General features: G+C 37.9%; 13 protein-coding genes. 3 read left to right on the top strand and 10 right to left on the bottom strand.

Annotation, left to right across the window (positions count from 1 at the left end):
- Positions 1–58: 58 nt before the first annotated feature.
- On the bottom strand, positions 59–946 hold the full coding sequence (locus ACPWSO_RS11445) for a helix-turn-helix transcriptional regulator (RefSeq protein ID WP_426083437.1): 888 nt from the start codon (positions 944–946) through the stop codon (positions 59–61).
- A gap of 785 nt (positions 947–1,731) precedes the next feature.
- On the opposite strand from ACPWSO_RS11445, the gene ACPWSO_RS11440 reads away from it, so the two are divergent.
- Genes ACPWSO_RS11440 through ACPWSO_RS11430 form a run of 3 tightly spaced genes read left to right on the top strand, consistent with a single transcriptional unit; the run spans position 1,732 to position 4,278 of the window.
- A complete protein-coding gene (locus tag ACPWSO_RS11440; RefSeq protein ID WP_426083435.1) occupies positions 1,732–2,715 on the top strand; it encodes an ABC transporter ATP-binding protein in 984 nt (327 codons plus the stop codon).
- Positions 2,699–3,484, top strand: coding sequence for an ABC transporter permease (locus tag ACPWSO_RS11435; RefSeq protein ID WP_426083433.1), 786 nt, complete (start codon positions 2,699–2,701; stop codon positions 3,482–3,484). The genes ACPWSO_RS11440 and ACPWSO_RS11435 overlap by 17 nt, the downstream gene beginning before the upstream one ends.
- Positions 3,484–4,278: an ABC-2 family transporter protein gene (locus ACPWSO_RS11430; RefSeq protein WP_426083432.1), complete on the top strand. Its 795-nt coding sequence runs from the start codon at positions 3,484–3,486 to the stop codon at positions 4,276–4,278. The genes ACPWSO_RS11435 and ACPWSO_RS11430 overlap by 1 nt, the downstream gene beginning before the upstream one ends.
- A gap of 399 nt (positions 4,279–4,677) precedes the next feature.
- Here the strand turns inward: ACPWSO_RS11430 and ACPWSO_RS11425 are convergent, their stop codons facing one another.
- From ACPWSO_RS11425 to ACPWSO_RS11385, 9 genes are all read right to left on the bottom strand, one after another.
- Positions 4,678–4,932 carry a metal-sensitive transcriptional regulator gene (locus ACPWSO_RS11425; protein ID WP_426083430.1) on the bottom strand — a complete coding sequence of 85 codons (255 nt, stop codon included), beginning with the start codon at positions 4,930–4,932 and terminating at the stop codon, positions 4,678–4,680.
- On the bottom strand, positions 4,929–5,228 hold the full coding sequence (locus ACPWSO_RS11420) for a rhodanese-like domain-containing protein (RefSeq protein ID WP_426083428.1): 300 nt from the start codon (positions 5,226–5,228) through the stop codon (positions 4,929–4,931). The genes ACPWSO_RS11425 and ACPWSO_RS11420 overlap by 4 nt, the downstream gene beginning before the upstream one ends.
- Entirely contained in the window at positions 5,228–6,880 is a 1,653-nt protein-coding gene (locus ACPWSO_RS11415) for an FAD-dependent oxidoreductase (protein ID WP_426083426.1), read from the bottom strand. The genes ACPWSO_RS11420 and ACPWSO_RS11415 overlap by 1 nt, the downstream gene beginning before the upstream one ends.
- Positions 6,880–7,194: a rhodanese-like domain-containing protein gene (locus ACPWSO_RS11410; protein WP_426083424.1), complete on the bottom strand. Its 315-nt coding sequence runs from the start codon at positions 7,192–7,194 to the stop codon at positions 6,880–6,882. The genes ACPWSO_RS11415 and ACPWSO_RS11410 overlap by 1 nt, the downstream gene beginning before the upstream one ends.
- A 148-nt stretch (positions 7,195–7,342) precedes the next feature.
- Positions 7,343–8,425 carry an endonuclease/exonuclease/phosphatase family protein gene (locus tag ACPWSO_RS11405; RefSeq protein WP_426083422.1) on the bottom strand — a complete coding sequence of 361 codons (1,083 nt, stop codon included), beginning with the start codon at positions 8,423–8,425 and terminating at the stop codon, positions 7,343–7,345.
- Positions 8,426–8,537: 112 nt separating this feature from the next.
- Positions 8,538–9,362, bottom strand: a complete 825-nt coding sequence (locus ACPWSO_RS11400; protein WP_426083420.1) for an HAD-IIB family hydrolase — start codon at positions 9,360–9,362, stop codon at positions 8,538–8,540.
- Between the two features lie 557 nt (positions 9,363–9,919).
- Positions 9,920–10,324, bottom strand: coding sequence for an SRPBCC family protein (locus ACPWSO_RS11395; protein ID WP_426083418.1), 405 nt, complete (start codon positions 10,322–10,324; stop codon positions 9,920–9,922).
- Positions 10,325–10,537: 213 nt separating this feature from the next.
- Positions 10,538–13,126: an ABC transporter permease gene (locus tag ACPWSO_RS11390; protein WP_426083416.1), complete on the bottom strand. Its 2,589-nt coding sequence runs from the start codon at positions 13,124–13,126 to the stop codon at positions 10,538–10,540.
- Positions 13,107–13,817 (bottom strand): ABC transporter ATP-binding protein, encoded by a 711-nt coding sequence (locus ACPWSO_RS11385; RefSeq protein WP_426083414.1) that lies wholly within the window; start codon positions 13,815–13,817, stop codon positions 13,107–13,109. The genes ACPWSO_RS11390 and ACPWSO_RS11385 overlap by 20 nt, the downstream gene beginning before the upstream one ends.
- Positions 13,818–13,843 lie beyond the last annotated feature (26 nt).

Here is a 13,843-nt window from a genome sequence, read left to right as displayed (position 1 = left end):
ATCTCTCCTTCACATTTTCCTAATCATAAACAAAAAAACATGACAACAGTTTGTCATGTTAAAAATAAAGCGTCTGATACTTCTCAATTTCTTCTTTCAGCTGTTCTCTGAGTTCTTTTGGTTGAATAACCTCTATACTGGCTCCGTAAGAAAGTAAATAAGAAAATAACCAGTCTCCCAACGACTGGTACGTCGAAACCTTCAGTCGTTCCCCAGACCGTTCAATCGTCAAGTTCGACAATTCTTCCTGTAATCTAGCCAACTGCTCATTTTCAATAAAAAATTCCAGCAACCCCAGTTCATAGACCGGCAGATACTCATCCGTTAAAACAGCCGGATCAATTATTTTATCCGAAGGTTCAATTCGTTTGACGCGTTTTAGTTTAAAAATCCGATGATCATTTTTCAGATAACAATAGGCAGATAAATACCAGCTGTGCTGTTTAAAAAACAGCTTATTGGGCGCAACTTCTCTTTTAGAAACTTCTCCCCGTGTATTTTCATAGGTAATGATCACACACCGCTGCTGCTTCTTAGCTGCTGTCAACTGATCCACTAACTGCTTTTCTTCTGGTTTTCCCCAGCTGGAATAATCAATGGATAACCAAGGGGTTGTCTTGCGGTTAAATAAAGAGGATAGCTTAACCATAACCTCATCCGCTGCACCAAAATTTGTGACAGACAAGTTTTCCAGACCAGAAAGGATGGTTTCCTGTTCAGCTTCAGTCACAAAGGTTGCCGGAAGCTGATGATTTTCCAGTAATCGGAGCCCTCCGTTCCGGCCATTTTGAGCATAGATTGGAAAGCCTAATACTGACAGATGATCAATATCCCGATAAATCGTGCGGACTGACACTTCCAGCTTCGCCGCTAAAAAAGGAGCTGTTGCTTCCTGATGGGCACTTAGATAGTGCATGATATAAAACATTCTGGATTGTCTGGACATTGGCAATACTCCTCTTTAAATTTATTCTCCCCTAAGGATGAACGAGCTTGGGACATGAGTAAATGCCCGAACTCTTTTTTCTCTAAAATCCGAAAAATAGTGTTTCAGAAACAACTACTTTGAAAACAAGTCGAATAGTTCTTCAAATATAAAGAACTCTAGGTAGGTATCGAGAAACAGCTACTCGGTTCCCTCATAGTGTTTCTTGACAATTTTCGGACGCTCCGCTCCTTCTTATTTCCTGTAGCTCAGCACTTTTGTCGCATCTTCAGGATGCAATATATTCATAATTTCATCGATGCTTTCAGGTTTGTTCTAATACTACTGTGCGCTCATTCTCTGATAGTTTAACACAACTCACCTCAATTTTTATTTAGAAAAAAGGAAGCCTGTAAATCCGCTCGGAGAATCAAAAATCAAACGTTGACGAAAAAGTGATTGTCCCTTATAGTTAAAGCAGAATGAAATGGAAGGAGTGTCTTTTTGTCTGTCATTGTTGAATAATTTCAGCAACTAAATCGTTGTGAAAGCAGCTTTATTGAGCTTGTTTTCAACACTAGGTCTGCCTAGTGTTATTCGACATGGACCTTACAAGAAGACTTCGCCTGAAATAATATATGTAGCAGTCTGCTGTTTTACAGGAGATTATTTATATTCAGGGATCAGTGTTTGGACTGATCTCTTTATTTTTTGCTATACGCCCGCAGAAGTTTTCTTCGCTGTCTTCCTACAGCAGAGGAACCTGTCTTTTGCGGGCGTATATTTTGTTTGAGGAGGAAAAAACTATGAAGCCTATCCATGTAAAGAATGTATCAAAAAGCTATTCTTATTTTGAGAAGACACCTGGTTTTAAAGGTGCAGTTAAAGACCTATTTAGACGGGAAACAAAAATAAAAAATGCAGTAAACGATGTTTCATTTTCAATAGATGAAGGGGAATTTGTAGGATTAATCGGAACTAATGGTGCAGGAAAAACAACATTGATAAAAATGCTGACGGGAATCATTCAACCGACTAAAGGAGAAATTTCCATCAACGGATTCAATCCTGCTGAGGGAGCAGATGCGTTTAAGAAAAGCTTCGCAGTTGTTATGGGACAAAAATCACAGCTTTGGTGGGACTTACCCGCCAGTGATTCACTACTTCTCAATAAAGTGATTTACGATATTCCTGAAAAGCTATACTTGGAAAACGTCCATTATTTTACTGAGTTATTTGCAGTCGAAACACTCCTTTCTGTACCAGTCAGAAAATTATCCTTAGGCGAACGCATGAAATTTGAACTGATTGCCTCTTTACTCCACATGCCGAAGCTGCTGCTTTTAGATGAACCAACCATTGGGCTAGATGTCGTTGCCCAGCGGCAAATTCGGGAAATGCTGAAAACAGCTGGAAAAGAGCGCGGTATTTCTCTATTACTGACTTCCCATTACACAGAGGATTTACTGGATCTTACTGAACGAAGCTTAGTCTTACGGGACGGTGCTTTGATTTACGATGGTCTGCTGCAGCCATTGTTAGCCCGTTATCAAGTTGAAAGTACATTGGAGCTAATCTTTTCAGAAAAACCAAGTTTGCCGGCTCTCAGTAATGTAGAGATTATTGAACAAACCGGGTACGCTGTAAAAATTAAAACACCTAAAGAAAATATCAGTCGTTGTCTAGCGCTTATTTTCAAAAAAACTGAGGTTCTAGATATAAAAATTTCTGAAGAAGATGTCAGTACATTGGTAGAAAGGATGTTTCAGTCAGATGAAAAAATATCTTGAAATTTTTAAGATTGAATGGAAGCATTCATTAATCTACCGCAGCGATGTGGGATTAACCGCCGTGCTTAGTATCTTCTCCATTCTGCTTTCCTATCTGCTTTGGCAAACTATTTTCAACGGCAGAGAAACGTTTAACGGCAGCACTTTAGCACAGATGGTCACCTACTATTTATTCGTCAACCTGATGACGCCATTTACAAATACAGATGGACTGCTAAATACCTTTGCGGAAGAAATCAGACAGGGAACCTATTCAAAATACTTGGTTCGACCTATATCTCCGCTTACTTATTTTATTACTGCCAGCTACGCTCAGGCGCTATTTCCTTTTCTCATAACCGGCAGTGTGCTCCTCACAGTTTTTTTTTCTTTGAACCAGTATTTTGAGCCTATACAGCTGCAAAATTTGCTTTTGGCTTTACCCGTTCTTCTTCTAGGAAGTCTATTAAATATACTCATAAGCTATATTATTTCACTGGCTGCCTTTAAGCTGACAGCCATCAGTTTTTTATCTGTCCTGCAAAGTACGATAAAAACCTTTTTGTCCGGTTCTTTAATTCCTTTGAGTCTGATACTGCCTGCGGTTTTAATTAAATGGCTGCCGTTTTCTTACACCCTTTACTATCCGGCAGCTCTCTGTTTAGGAAAAAATGAAGAGCCTTATTCATCTGTTCTTTTCGTATTAATCCTCTGGATAGCGCTTTTATATTGTACAGCCAGATTTTTACAACACAAAGTTCAACATAACTTTGAAGGAGTGGGTATTTAATGAAAACAATCGTTTACACAGTAAAAATCCTATACACCTTAATGAAAGTTCAGCTTTCGTCTGCGATGATCTATCGCTTTAACTTCTGGGGAGCATTTCTGATTGACTCAATCTTCTTTGGTATACAGCTGCTTTTCTTTCATGTTATTGCTGAGGATGGCATGGTCGGTACCTGGAACATTCATCAAATCACTGTTTTTATTGGCACTTTTATTACATTAGACGCCTTATATATGGCCACTTATTTTTTTGGTATTCTCTCTTTGCCGGAAAAAATTCGAACCGGCGGACTAGATCAAATCTTTGTAAAGCCTGTTAATGCTTTGCTTTATATCGCTTTTGGGAATATTAATATCAGTTCGTTTCTTTTATTTTTATTAGGTATTGGGATTGTCAGCTATGGAGCCAGTCATTTAGAAGCCATAACTGCTGTTCAATTATTTCAATACATTATTCTCTTTCTCTTAATGTACTGGCTGATGTTTTCACTTATGCTGCTGCTGCGGTCTGCTGCATTTTGGCTAACTAGAATCTCCGCTATCAATACACTGGAAAATACTATCTTGGAAACTTCTTTCCGGCTTCCATATCCAGCAATTACCAGTTTTTGGAAATTAATTTTACTGATTGTTCTGCCTTACGGTTTAATTGCCAATATGCCGGCTATGGCTTTATTTGGAACACTCAGCTGGCAGCACTGGCTACTGTGTTTTACTGTGCCTTCTGCTTTCTCATTTCTATCTCTACGGATTTGGCGCATTGGCTGCCGGCAATATGACAGCGTCAGCAGTTAATAATAAATGACTACTTGCCTATTTTATAGACCATACAAGGCTTGGAGTTAAAGAGACGAGAACAATGGTACGTCTGCGTCTTTACAAATAAATTGAGCAATATTGAAAATAAAAAATGCGGGGCTGTGACATTAGTATGCCTCAGTCCCTTAAACCCGGATAAACGGTGTTTCAGAAGTAACTTCTTCGACAATAAGGCGGAAATTCGCAAAAATTTGTGGAACAATTTTCGGAATTTCCGCCTTATTGCTTGAAGCTGAACACTTCTGTCACAACCTCTTCATGAAGCTGTTTTTGACTGGTTCACTTTATTTCTCGAGTCGATAGACTTTGTCACCGCCTCGATATCAGCCAACCTTTTTACTTCATTGCTTTTCTTAACATTTCAAAAACTGCAAATCATCTTGTTTTAACAATCATTTCCAATGCTTTCTCAATTTCTTCACTAGAAAGATCAACTTCTTTTTCCTGCATACATTGAACCAGATTCTCAGTAACTACTAGCCCGATAACCTTATCTATGCTTGAACGAACTGCCATTAACTGAGTTACTACTTCTCGGCAATCCTTGCCTTCCTCCATCATTTTGAGGACACCCCGAATTTGTCCTTCAGAGCGTTTAAGACGGTTGCCTATTTTCTTATCACATTTCATCGTACGATTTCACCTCGCCAAGCAGACATGCCGCCCATAACATTTGTCGTTGTAAACCCTTCCCCGCCTAGATAACTGCAGGCCATTTGCGATCGGCTGCCGGAATGACAGATGATGTAGTATTCCTGCTCCTGCTTCAATTCCGATACCCCTTCTGGAAAACTGCTTAAAGGCAGGTGTACTGCACCTTCAATATGTCCTGCCTCAAACTCGTCTAACTCTCTGACATCCAAAATAGTTAAGCTCTGCTGCTTCAGCAGCTGCTCAAACTCAGGAATCATTACTGTATGATACATTATTTTTTTACCTCCTCAGGGTACATCGTACTGTATAGCTGGAATGCTCCATCCAGATTCTTCACATTAAAATTATGATTCTTTAAAATTCTTTCAGCCAGATAGCTCCGCTGACCACTTTGACAGCTGACAATTATTAGCTTGTCCTGCGGCAGCTCACTAAGACGATTCCGCAACTCATCCAACGGTATATTGATATCTTCACCAATACTTCCAGCTGTTTTTAATTCTTCCGAACTACGCACATCTAAAAGGACAGCACCACTTTCTCTGGCTTGTGCGAGCTCATAAAACTGAATATTATCAGAAAAGCCTTCTACAATGTTCAACGCAGCGTAGCCTATCATATTGACAGGGTCTTTAGCTGAACCAAATGGGGGTGCGTAAGTTAATTCCAGCTCGGGTAAATCCATTACAGTTAAATCAGCTTTGATTGCTGTCGCCAGTACATCGATTCGTTTATCAACCCCATCTTTTCCAACTGCCTGCGCCCCATAAATTTTACCATTAACCGGATTGAAAAGCAGCTTGAAAGCAATTGGCTGACTTCCGGGAAAATACCCTGCATGACTTTTAGCCGTGATATGAACTGCACTGTAATCCAGCTGCAGCTCCTTCAGCTGACGCTCATTCAAGCCTGTACTCGCTGCAGCAAGATCAAATACTCTAACAATAGCAGTACCAATGCTGCCTAGGTTTTTCCTTTCCGCTCCTAAAATCACATCAGCTACTTGACGCCCTTGACGATTAGCTGGTGATGCCAATGAAATCAGAGCATCTGCTCCAGTGATCTGCTGTTTAACAATGATCGCATCTCCTACCGCAAAAATATCAGGATCGGTGGTCTGGTACTTTTCATCGACCACGATTCCTCCTCTAATTCCTGTTTCTAAAGCAGCGTCTGCTGCTAAACTGCTAGCTGGCTTTACTCCAATAGATAAAACTGTAAAATCACTAGGAATACGTTCACCAGTACTCAAATGAATGATTTCTCCCTGATTCTCAAAAGATTGAGCTCCAGCATTTTTATAGACCTTTATACCAGCCTCTATCAGCCGATTTTCTACAATCTGAGCCATTTCAATATCGAGAGGAGGCAAAAGCTGAGGAGCAGCTTCCACAATGGTTACCTCAATCCCTAATTGCTTCAAATTTTCAGCCATCTCCAAGCCAATAAAGCCGGCACCAATCACTACTGCATTTTTCGGTTTTATTTCTTTAACGGCTGCAGTAATCTTATCCACATCAGGAACATTTCTAAGTGTATAGCTGTTTTTTGCCTCGTTGAGACCAGGAATTGGCGGTATTACCGGCTCTGCTCCAGGTGAAAGAATCAATTTATCATAAGCTAGTTCCTTTCTCTCCCCTTTTTGGCTAATCTGAACGGTTTTCTTTTCACGCTGAATCATTGTTGCTTCGGTTTCGGTTACCACGTCGATATTGAATCTATTTTTCAACTGTTCTGGCGTTTGCAGAATCAGCTCTTCACGTTCACTGATTTCTCCTGAAACATAGTAAGGCAGACCGCAATTTGCAAATGACACATAGGGTCCTTTTTCCAAAACAACGATTTCTATCTCCTCAGATAACCGTCTTAATCTGGTTGCAGCTGACATTCCTCCGGCAACTCCACCGACAATTACTACTCTCATTAGTAAATTCCTCCTCTGATTTCTCCTTGCCAACGATTCATTCCGCCTTTAACATGCACGGCTTCAATATTTTTCTTTTCAAGCATCTTCACAGCCTGCTTACTTCTAATTCCAGATTGGCAAATCACATACACCCCATGGGTATTTTTCGTCTTATACTGACGAATTTTACTAAGGGGGACGTTAACTGCTCCAGGTATATGTCCGCCGATGAATTCTGATTTCTCACGAACATCCAAAATTGTGGGCTTTTCTGATAATTTTCCGTTTAAATCTTTTGTTGAAATAGCTGATACTCTATTAAATAAAAACATAACTCCTCCTTTATACCCTGTAGGGTATTTACAAAATTAATCATAAACGATTCTTATTCTTTTGTAAAGCAGATACTTTGTTTTTTTATAAAAAAAGCGCTCTAAAGCTGCTGTAGTGCAGTCTTTAAAACGCTCGTTCTTCAAAAAATTATTTTTCTTCCTGCAAACGGAAGCTTAATATTACCGGATTATGATCAGAGTATTGGAAGGCTTCATCCGACACCTTCGTCTCCAAGGCTTTCACATTGTCAGAGACAATAAAACCATCAATTAAAGCTACAAAAGATTTACCTTTTTTATATGGCGTGTCAAGATTCCGAGTAGATGGAACGGCCTCGCCATCATTAGAAAAGTCTGTGACTGTTAACCCTTTCGGCAATTCTTCTTTAGGAAAGGCCTGCAGCCATGAATAGTCTTTACTTGTATCATTGCCGAATGTATCTGAGGACGAAGGCAATAAATCATGGTTAAAGTCGCCGCCGCACACTACATAATTGCCTTTCTCATACTCAGCCTTCATATGATTAAATAGCGTCATGATTTGCTTTTTCTGTACAGCCTGATCCTTCATATATGCGGATAAATGTACATTGTAGAGCATTAGCTTCTTACCATTTTCTACCGAAAGCTCAGAAACAGTAAATGCCCGATCCAGATCGAAAAATTTATTAAAGCTGGTTTCAATTGGCAGACTGTAGCGGATGCTCTCATCAATCGACGTGCTGCTCAATGTTAAAATGCTGGACTTGGATTTTCCAATCGGGTCAAAAACCGGATACATTAAATAAGCAGAATCATAGTTCGTTGCACTTGCTGCTGAATAGGTACTGAAGCTGTCGCTGATTTTCTTCACTTCATTCACACCGAAGCTTCGTGTGGCTTTTTCATCCACCTCTTGAAGAACTGCAAAATCGGCGTCAATTTTGCCCAATGTGTCTACTACGCCATCGATATTTTTATTAACAGCTTCTTTACTCCGTGCTTTGGATTCTTTGCCGCCATCCATAAAAAATGTATAGTCCGGCGGATAAGCTCCATAGCCAATATTAAAGGTGACAGCTTTGTAGTCTTTTCCTATTTCAACTGACTGATGCTCTGCCTTTTGCTCTACATCAATTTTCAAGTCATCTTCAATTCTTGAATAGCTGAAAAAAACGTATCCTACATAAATTAAGACGATTAACAAAATCAGCCCGATAACCGCACCAATTACTTTGATTGATTTTTTCATTCCCAAACTCCTTTAGTTTATTCTTACCTACAAATCATAACAAAAAAAGGAAACAGGGGCTAGTTTACCGCCTGTTTCTCTCTGCAGTGCAGCTTGTCTGCACGTTTCTGAACTAACGCTCGCCTTCAAATACATCTGCCACCATTGCTACCTGATACTTCGCTTGTTTTTTAACTGGTGCTTCTGCGTGACTCATGACATAAGACTCAGGAAAAACCTTAAACATGCTAATATCATTATAGGAATCCCCAACAACCGCTACCTGTTGTATGGGTACAGCCAGCTGTTCCACTAGTTTCTTTACAGCAGCGCCTTTGTTCACCGATACTGGATTTATATCAATTGTATAAGGACTAGTTATTTGAAAGTTAACAGCTTCATCAGCTAAAGCCTTTTGAAGCTTTAGCAAATCCTGACGCAACGCCTGATTATCCTCACGAACAATACAGATATTTGCCGGATTTTCCGGATGAGCAGCTTGTTCAGATACCTGAACTTTTTCAACAACATCGCCAAAGACACTCTCCATCAATTCCAAAGCTATCTCAGCCTCATATGTATGCTGATCAGCAACTGAACAGGCAAATGGCAGCTGAAGCGCACGCAGCTTTTGATAAATTCTGTCTGACTGTTCTTTTGAAAACTGATCCTGCCCTAAAATATTGCCCTCCGGATCAATTGTAAACGAACCATTCTGCACAATCTTATAGCTTCTCCCAAACAGCTCAGCTCCAATGACGCCTTGAACATCCGCAGCTAGACGTCCTGTTGCTACACAGAAAAATCCGCCGTCATCAATAAATTGTGTAATTTGTTCATGGTTGCGAACCGGCAATCCTTTTTTTGACGGTGTATAGGTAGAGCTCTCGCTCTCCTCATACGTTAATGTTCCATCCATGTCGCATACTAGTACTTTAAATCCTTGCTTTTGCTTCACTACACAACGCTCCCTCTCGCAGCTTTTTCCACTAAATCTGTATCATATTTTACGAAATCAGTCTAAAACGGAATGCCGGATTGATTTTTTTTGTCACAAAGTTAAATCAATAAATGAAATGCCTCATCTGCACTTTTGAACAGTATCCTGAATGTTCATTTAGAGCTGCTCAGCTTGTTGGTTACTAAGCTTTACTTTGGCGATCGTCCATTCTATTTGATTGGTTATTCCAAGCTTGTTCCCCAGTATAAACTTTTCTTCCTTTATCTATGAAACTTTGTTTACTTATTCCTACTCATTTTAACAGATAAATAGTTAGTTAACGTCTTTTAAAAAGCTAAAATTCATTTTCAATAGCTTTTTTCTGCCTTCAAACAACAATAGGCTTATGACAATCAAAGAGTAATAACAGCTTAAAAAAAATCAATTTTTCAGTAAGATCCAGCATTACCGGCTAAAGAACACTTGCAAAAAATTATGAGACTGCTTGATTGAAAAGCCACTCCAATATTTGCCTCCAGCATCCTCTGACAGGTTCTAATAAAGAACTGGTTATTCTATTTAACTTTTTCAAGATATTTTTTCAAATCCTGAATATAGGTCTTCTGCTGCTTTTTTAAATAGGTTGAAACAAAAGGCTTCAGAAAAAATTTCTTTGCCTGAATATCTTCTGTAAATTCTACTGCTGTCTTCCCACCTTGTTCTTCAAAGCGGCCTATCCAATGTCCCCTCATCTTGTCATTGTCCATATCAAAAGCATAGCATGAATACTGTTCCAACGCAGTGATTGTAAAGGTTGTTCCATAGTTATCTTTCGTGTATTCCACAAAGGTTTTTCCTGGTTCTAAAATTTCTATTCTACTTAAATCACTCCTCCAGCTGTACTCCTCTAAAGAGGTAACTATTTGCCAAACAAGCGGCAGCTCCTGATCAAAAACAGCTTTAATCGTTGCTATCGTCATACTTTTTCTGTCCTTTCCTACCAGTTAATTTTCTACACACAAATTAACTGTAAAACTGGTTTAGTCTAATAAGAAACAATTTTTTCTACAGTTCAATTATATACTATCTAAATTCTTCTAACCTCACATTTTCCGTAGGATTTTTACCTGTTTAAAGGCTAGAATGTTAAGTGTCTCATTCCAACTAACATCCCAGCCTAGTGTTTCTACTTTTTATTCTATTTTATTCAATTCATTAAGAATGCTTTCATCTTTTAGCCGGCGATTTAGTAATATTGAAACCACATAACAAATTACCAATATTGCAGCAGCTAAAAGCAGATAGATGAAATAATCGTATTCATATGATTGACCATAAATATATATTTCCGACTCTACATATAGAAATTGAGCAATAGCATGTGAAGCTAGGAATACTATACCTACAGATACTAATCCAAAAATCATGTTCTCTATTTGGATCATCTTGGATTGCGAATGCAAACTCATCCCAATTGCTCTATAAATATATAGTTCTCTTTTTCTTGTTTCCACTCTATACTTGAGACTATTTACTAAATTTATTAGCAATAACGTGAAAGCAACAACTGCAATTCCATATATATAAACTAGTTCTTTTTGATATAGCATATCCAACTTCGAGTTTTCTTCAATTAAGCTTCTTGCGGTCACTTGTTGATTTTTTACAGCTAACCGAATTAATTCTTGTTCAATTTCTTCTTTCCTTTTTTTCGAACTACTATCTGTAACAGTAAAGTTGGCAGTTTCATATACACCAGAAGGATTTATTTTACTGTAATTCGTTTCACTTGTAATTAATAAAGGGTATACCTGTTCAAGTACAGAGACCTCCTTCATATAAGGATAATAAACAATCGCCACAATTTTATAATCTAGCTTCGAATAGTATTGTTCATCATCCTCACTTTGCCAATACTTATTAGAAGTTGTATCAAAGTCTGAACGGTAGCTAATCTTTATTGTCTGCCCCAACTGATAATCCATAATTGCTGTTCCTTTTTTAAAGAATCCTACCGTACCTTTTGACTTCCCATATTCACTTATTCTAGGCATTGCAATAATAATCTCATTTGCTTCCATATTATCAGGATTGAAGTTGCCGACAACTAAATAGTTTTTCAACTTTTTTAAAGTTTCTGTATTGTAACCTTTTAACTTCGTTTGATAAATAGAGTTAGAGCCTAATTTTCCTCTCAAAGAAAATCCATAAATATTTTCTACTCTCTTTTCCATCTCTTCAAAATACTTATTATTTCTTTTGGTTTCATCGTTTAGTACTTTGATAGGCATAGCCATTTGTGTTTCAGTCTTGACTATTTCCTCAATCTGTTGCGCTTGTTTTACTGTTTCAATTGTAATTCCTTGGTTCGCTGTCCTATCATTTGTTGCTGTGAGTATATAATCGCTATTATAAAAATTTGCTTCTTTTTGTATAACTGTCTCGTGTGATGCTAATATTCCTTTATAGGCAAGTCCGTAAAATAAACTTCCGCCAATAATTAAAGAGACAACAATGACAATTGATGTTCTGAACTTAGCAAAAATATACCTACATCCTAATTTTACATATAGAAACCGCTCTGATTTGTCACTAATAGTAAAAACAGCCGTATTTTTGTTGTCATCTTCTTTTTCACCTATAATAACTTCCATAATTGTTTGCTTATTTATTTTTCGAGCACCTAATAATGAAATAATAAATAGTACCACGCCCACTCCTGCTATACATAAAATAATTGGAAGTATGGGAACTACCATTTCAAAGGGCTCCCTTTCTCCCCAAAAAAAGATGTCACTCTCATTATTTTTTGAAATATACGTAACCAGATAAGAACACAGCTGTCCAAATATGATTCCTAAAGGAATACTAATAACATATATATCAAGTAATTCAGAGACTATCATTTTTCTAATTTGTCGCTTTGTCACTCCCACTGCGCGAAGTATGCCGTATTGGTTTTCTCTTGCTAATAATGAAATCCTATAAATTCCCCAGATAATAACAAAACAGACAATTAGTAGTAAAGTAGTGATTTGGATATCCAAAATAAGCAACTCCTGCTTATTTTCTTTCCAAGGATTGAGGGAAATATCTTTTTGTGCTATTCCTAGATGTTTTTTTTTATTCTGGATTATTTGCCGACTATCCACATTATTTTTAAATTTTACCTCAGCGTAATAATCATCCGCTACGTCTTCATTTAAGCTAGTATAAAGGTTAAGACTCCCAGATAATTTATTTAATGATACATCATTAATTATTCCCACAATAGTATAGGTTTTCAGCTCTGAATCAGTTGATTCAGTAGCTATTGTTTCTAGCTGAACATCTGTACCAACGACAGGATTTATACCTAAATTTAATAATGCCCATTTTTCAGCAACAATTTCGTTTTCCGCTGTAGGCATAGCGCCGGATAATAGTTTTGATGTTGCAAGTATCGAAGGTTCATTTGCGGAAATAAGAGCAGCGCTCTGATAATCGGTTTTTATTGTCGCCTGAAAACGCCTGATTCCCAGTTTAGCAATTGCTTTATCACCTTCTAATTCACGTAATTGAGAATTTTTAAGATTGCTGATTTGATAGTCAATATCTGTGTATATAAAAAGATTTTGCTTTGCTTCAATTCTATGATTCGTATGAAAAAGGGTTAGTAAACTAACTATCAACGTAATAATCAAGGTAACTGCAAGTAGAATTGTTATCGTATTTTTTTTGTAGCTTTTAATAAAACGCTTCGTTAGGGCTTGAATTGTTTTATCATTCTCTACCTTCACCATTAGAATCACCCCAATCTTTTTTAGTTGACCTGACAATCTGTCCATCCTCAATTCGAATGATGCGATCAGCTAGCTGAGCAATTTCTTCATTATGCGTGATCATAATTATTGTTTGAGTAAACTGCTTGGCAGTTATTTTTAAAAGACCAATCACATCTTGACTAGTCTGTGAATCTAAATTACCTGTGGGCTCATCAGCTAATATAACAGCAGGCTTTGCTGCTAATGCACGAGCAATCGCTACTCTTTGCTGCTGACCTCCCGATAACGTATTAGGAAAGCTATTCGTTTTTGATTCAAGCCCTAACATTTTTATGATTTGTCCAACATACTCCATATCTACCTTTTGACCGTCTAATTTGATTGGCAGTATAATATTTTCCTGAACAGTCAGCATTGAAATTAAGTTAAATTTTTGAAAAACAAATCCAATACTTCTTCTTCTAAAAATCGTCAGCTCTTCATCTGCTAGCTGATTAATTTTTTTATCATCAACAGTAACGGTTCCGCTTGTCGGCGTATCTAATCCGCCAATAATGTGCAGCAGCGTAGATTTACCAGATCCGCTGGTTCCAACAATGGCTAGAAATTCACCCTTAGCTACCGTTAAATCAACTCCTTTCAGTGCCTGAACCTCAGTCTCCCCCTTTCCATATATTTTCTTCAGCTTTTCCGTTTTTAACATCTCCATTGGGTCCCCATCTCCTCACTAAAAAA

Origin of the sequence: Enterococcus sp. LJL51 (assembly GCF_049894025.1) — a bacterium.
In the GTDB taxonomy this organism is placed as follows: Bacteria; Bacillota; Bacilli; order Lactobacillales; family Enterococcaceae; genus Enterococcus_L.
This window is presented reverse-complemented; position numbering and strand designations above follow the sequence as displayed.

Excerpts from the sequence above, each read along its gene's own strand:
- ACPWSO_RS11415 (WP_426083426.1), bottom strand. The coding sequence starts at position 6,880 with ATGAGAGTAGTAATTGTCGGTGGAGTTGCCGGAGGAATGTCAGCTGCA.
- ACPWSO_RS11440 (WP_426083435.1), top strand. The coding sequence starts at position 1,732 with ATGAAGCCTATCCATGTAAAGAATGTATCAAAAAGCTATTCTTATTTT.
- ACPWSO_RS11445 (WP_426083437.1), bottom strand. The coding sequence starts at position 946 with ATGTCCAGACAATCCAGAATGTTTTATATCATGCACTATCTAAGTGCC.
- ACPWSO_RS11435 (WP_426083433.1), top strand. The coding sequence starts at position 2,699 with ATGAAAAAATATCTTGAAATTTTTAAGATTGAATGGAAGCATTCATTA.
- ACPWSO_RS11420 (WP_426083428.1), bottom strand. The coding sequence starts at position 5,228 with ATGTATCATACAGTAATGATTCCTGAGTTTGAGCAGCTGCTGAAGCAG.
- ACPWSO_RS11405 (WP_426083422.1), bottom strand. The coding sequence starts at position 8,425 with ATGAAAAAATCAATCAAAGTAATTGGTGCGGTTATCGGGCTGATTTTG.
- ACPWSO_RS11430 (WP_426083432.1), top strand. The coding sequence starts at position 3,484 with ATGAAAACAATCGTTTACACAGTAAAAATCCTATACACCTTAATGAAA.
- ACPWSO_RS11390 (WP_426083416.1), bottom strand. The coding sequence starts at position 13,126 with ATGGTGAAGGTAGAGAATGATAAAACAATTCAAGCCCTAACGAAGCGT.
- ACPWSO_RS11410 (WP_426083424.1), bottom strand. The coding sequence starts at position 7,194 with ATGTTTTTATTTAATAGAGTATCAGCTATTTCAACAAAAGATTTAAAC.
- ACPWSO_RS11395 (WP_426083418.1), bottom strand. The coding sequence starts at position 10,324 with ATGACGATAGCAACGATTAAAGCTGTTTTTGATCAGGAGCTGCCGCTT.
- ACPWSO_RS11385 (WP_426083414.1), bottom strand. The coding sequence starts at position 13,817 with ATGGAGATGTTAAAAACGGAAAAGCTGAAGAAAATATATGGAAAGGGG.
- ACPWSO_RS11425 (WP_426083430.1), bottom strand. The coding sequence starts at position 4,932 with ATGAAATGTGATAAGAAAATAGGCAACCGTCTTAAACGCTCTGAAGGA.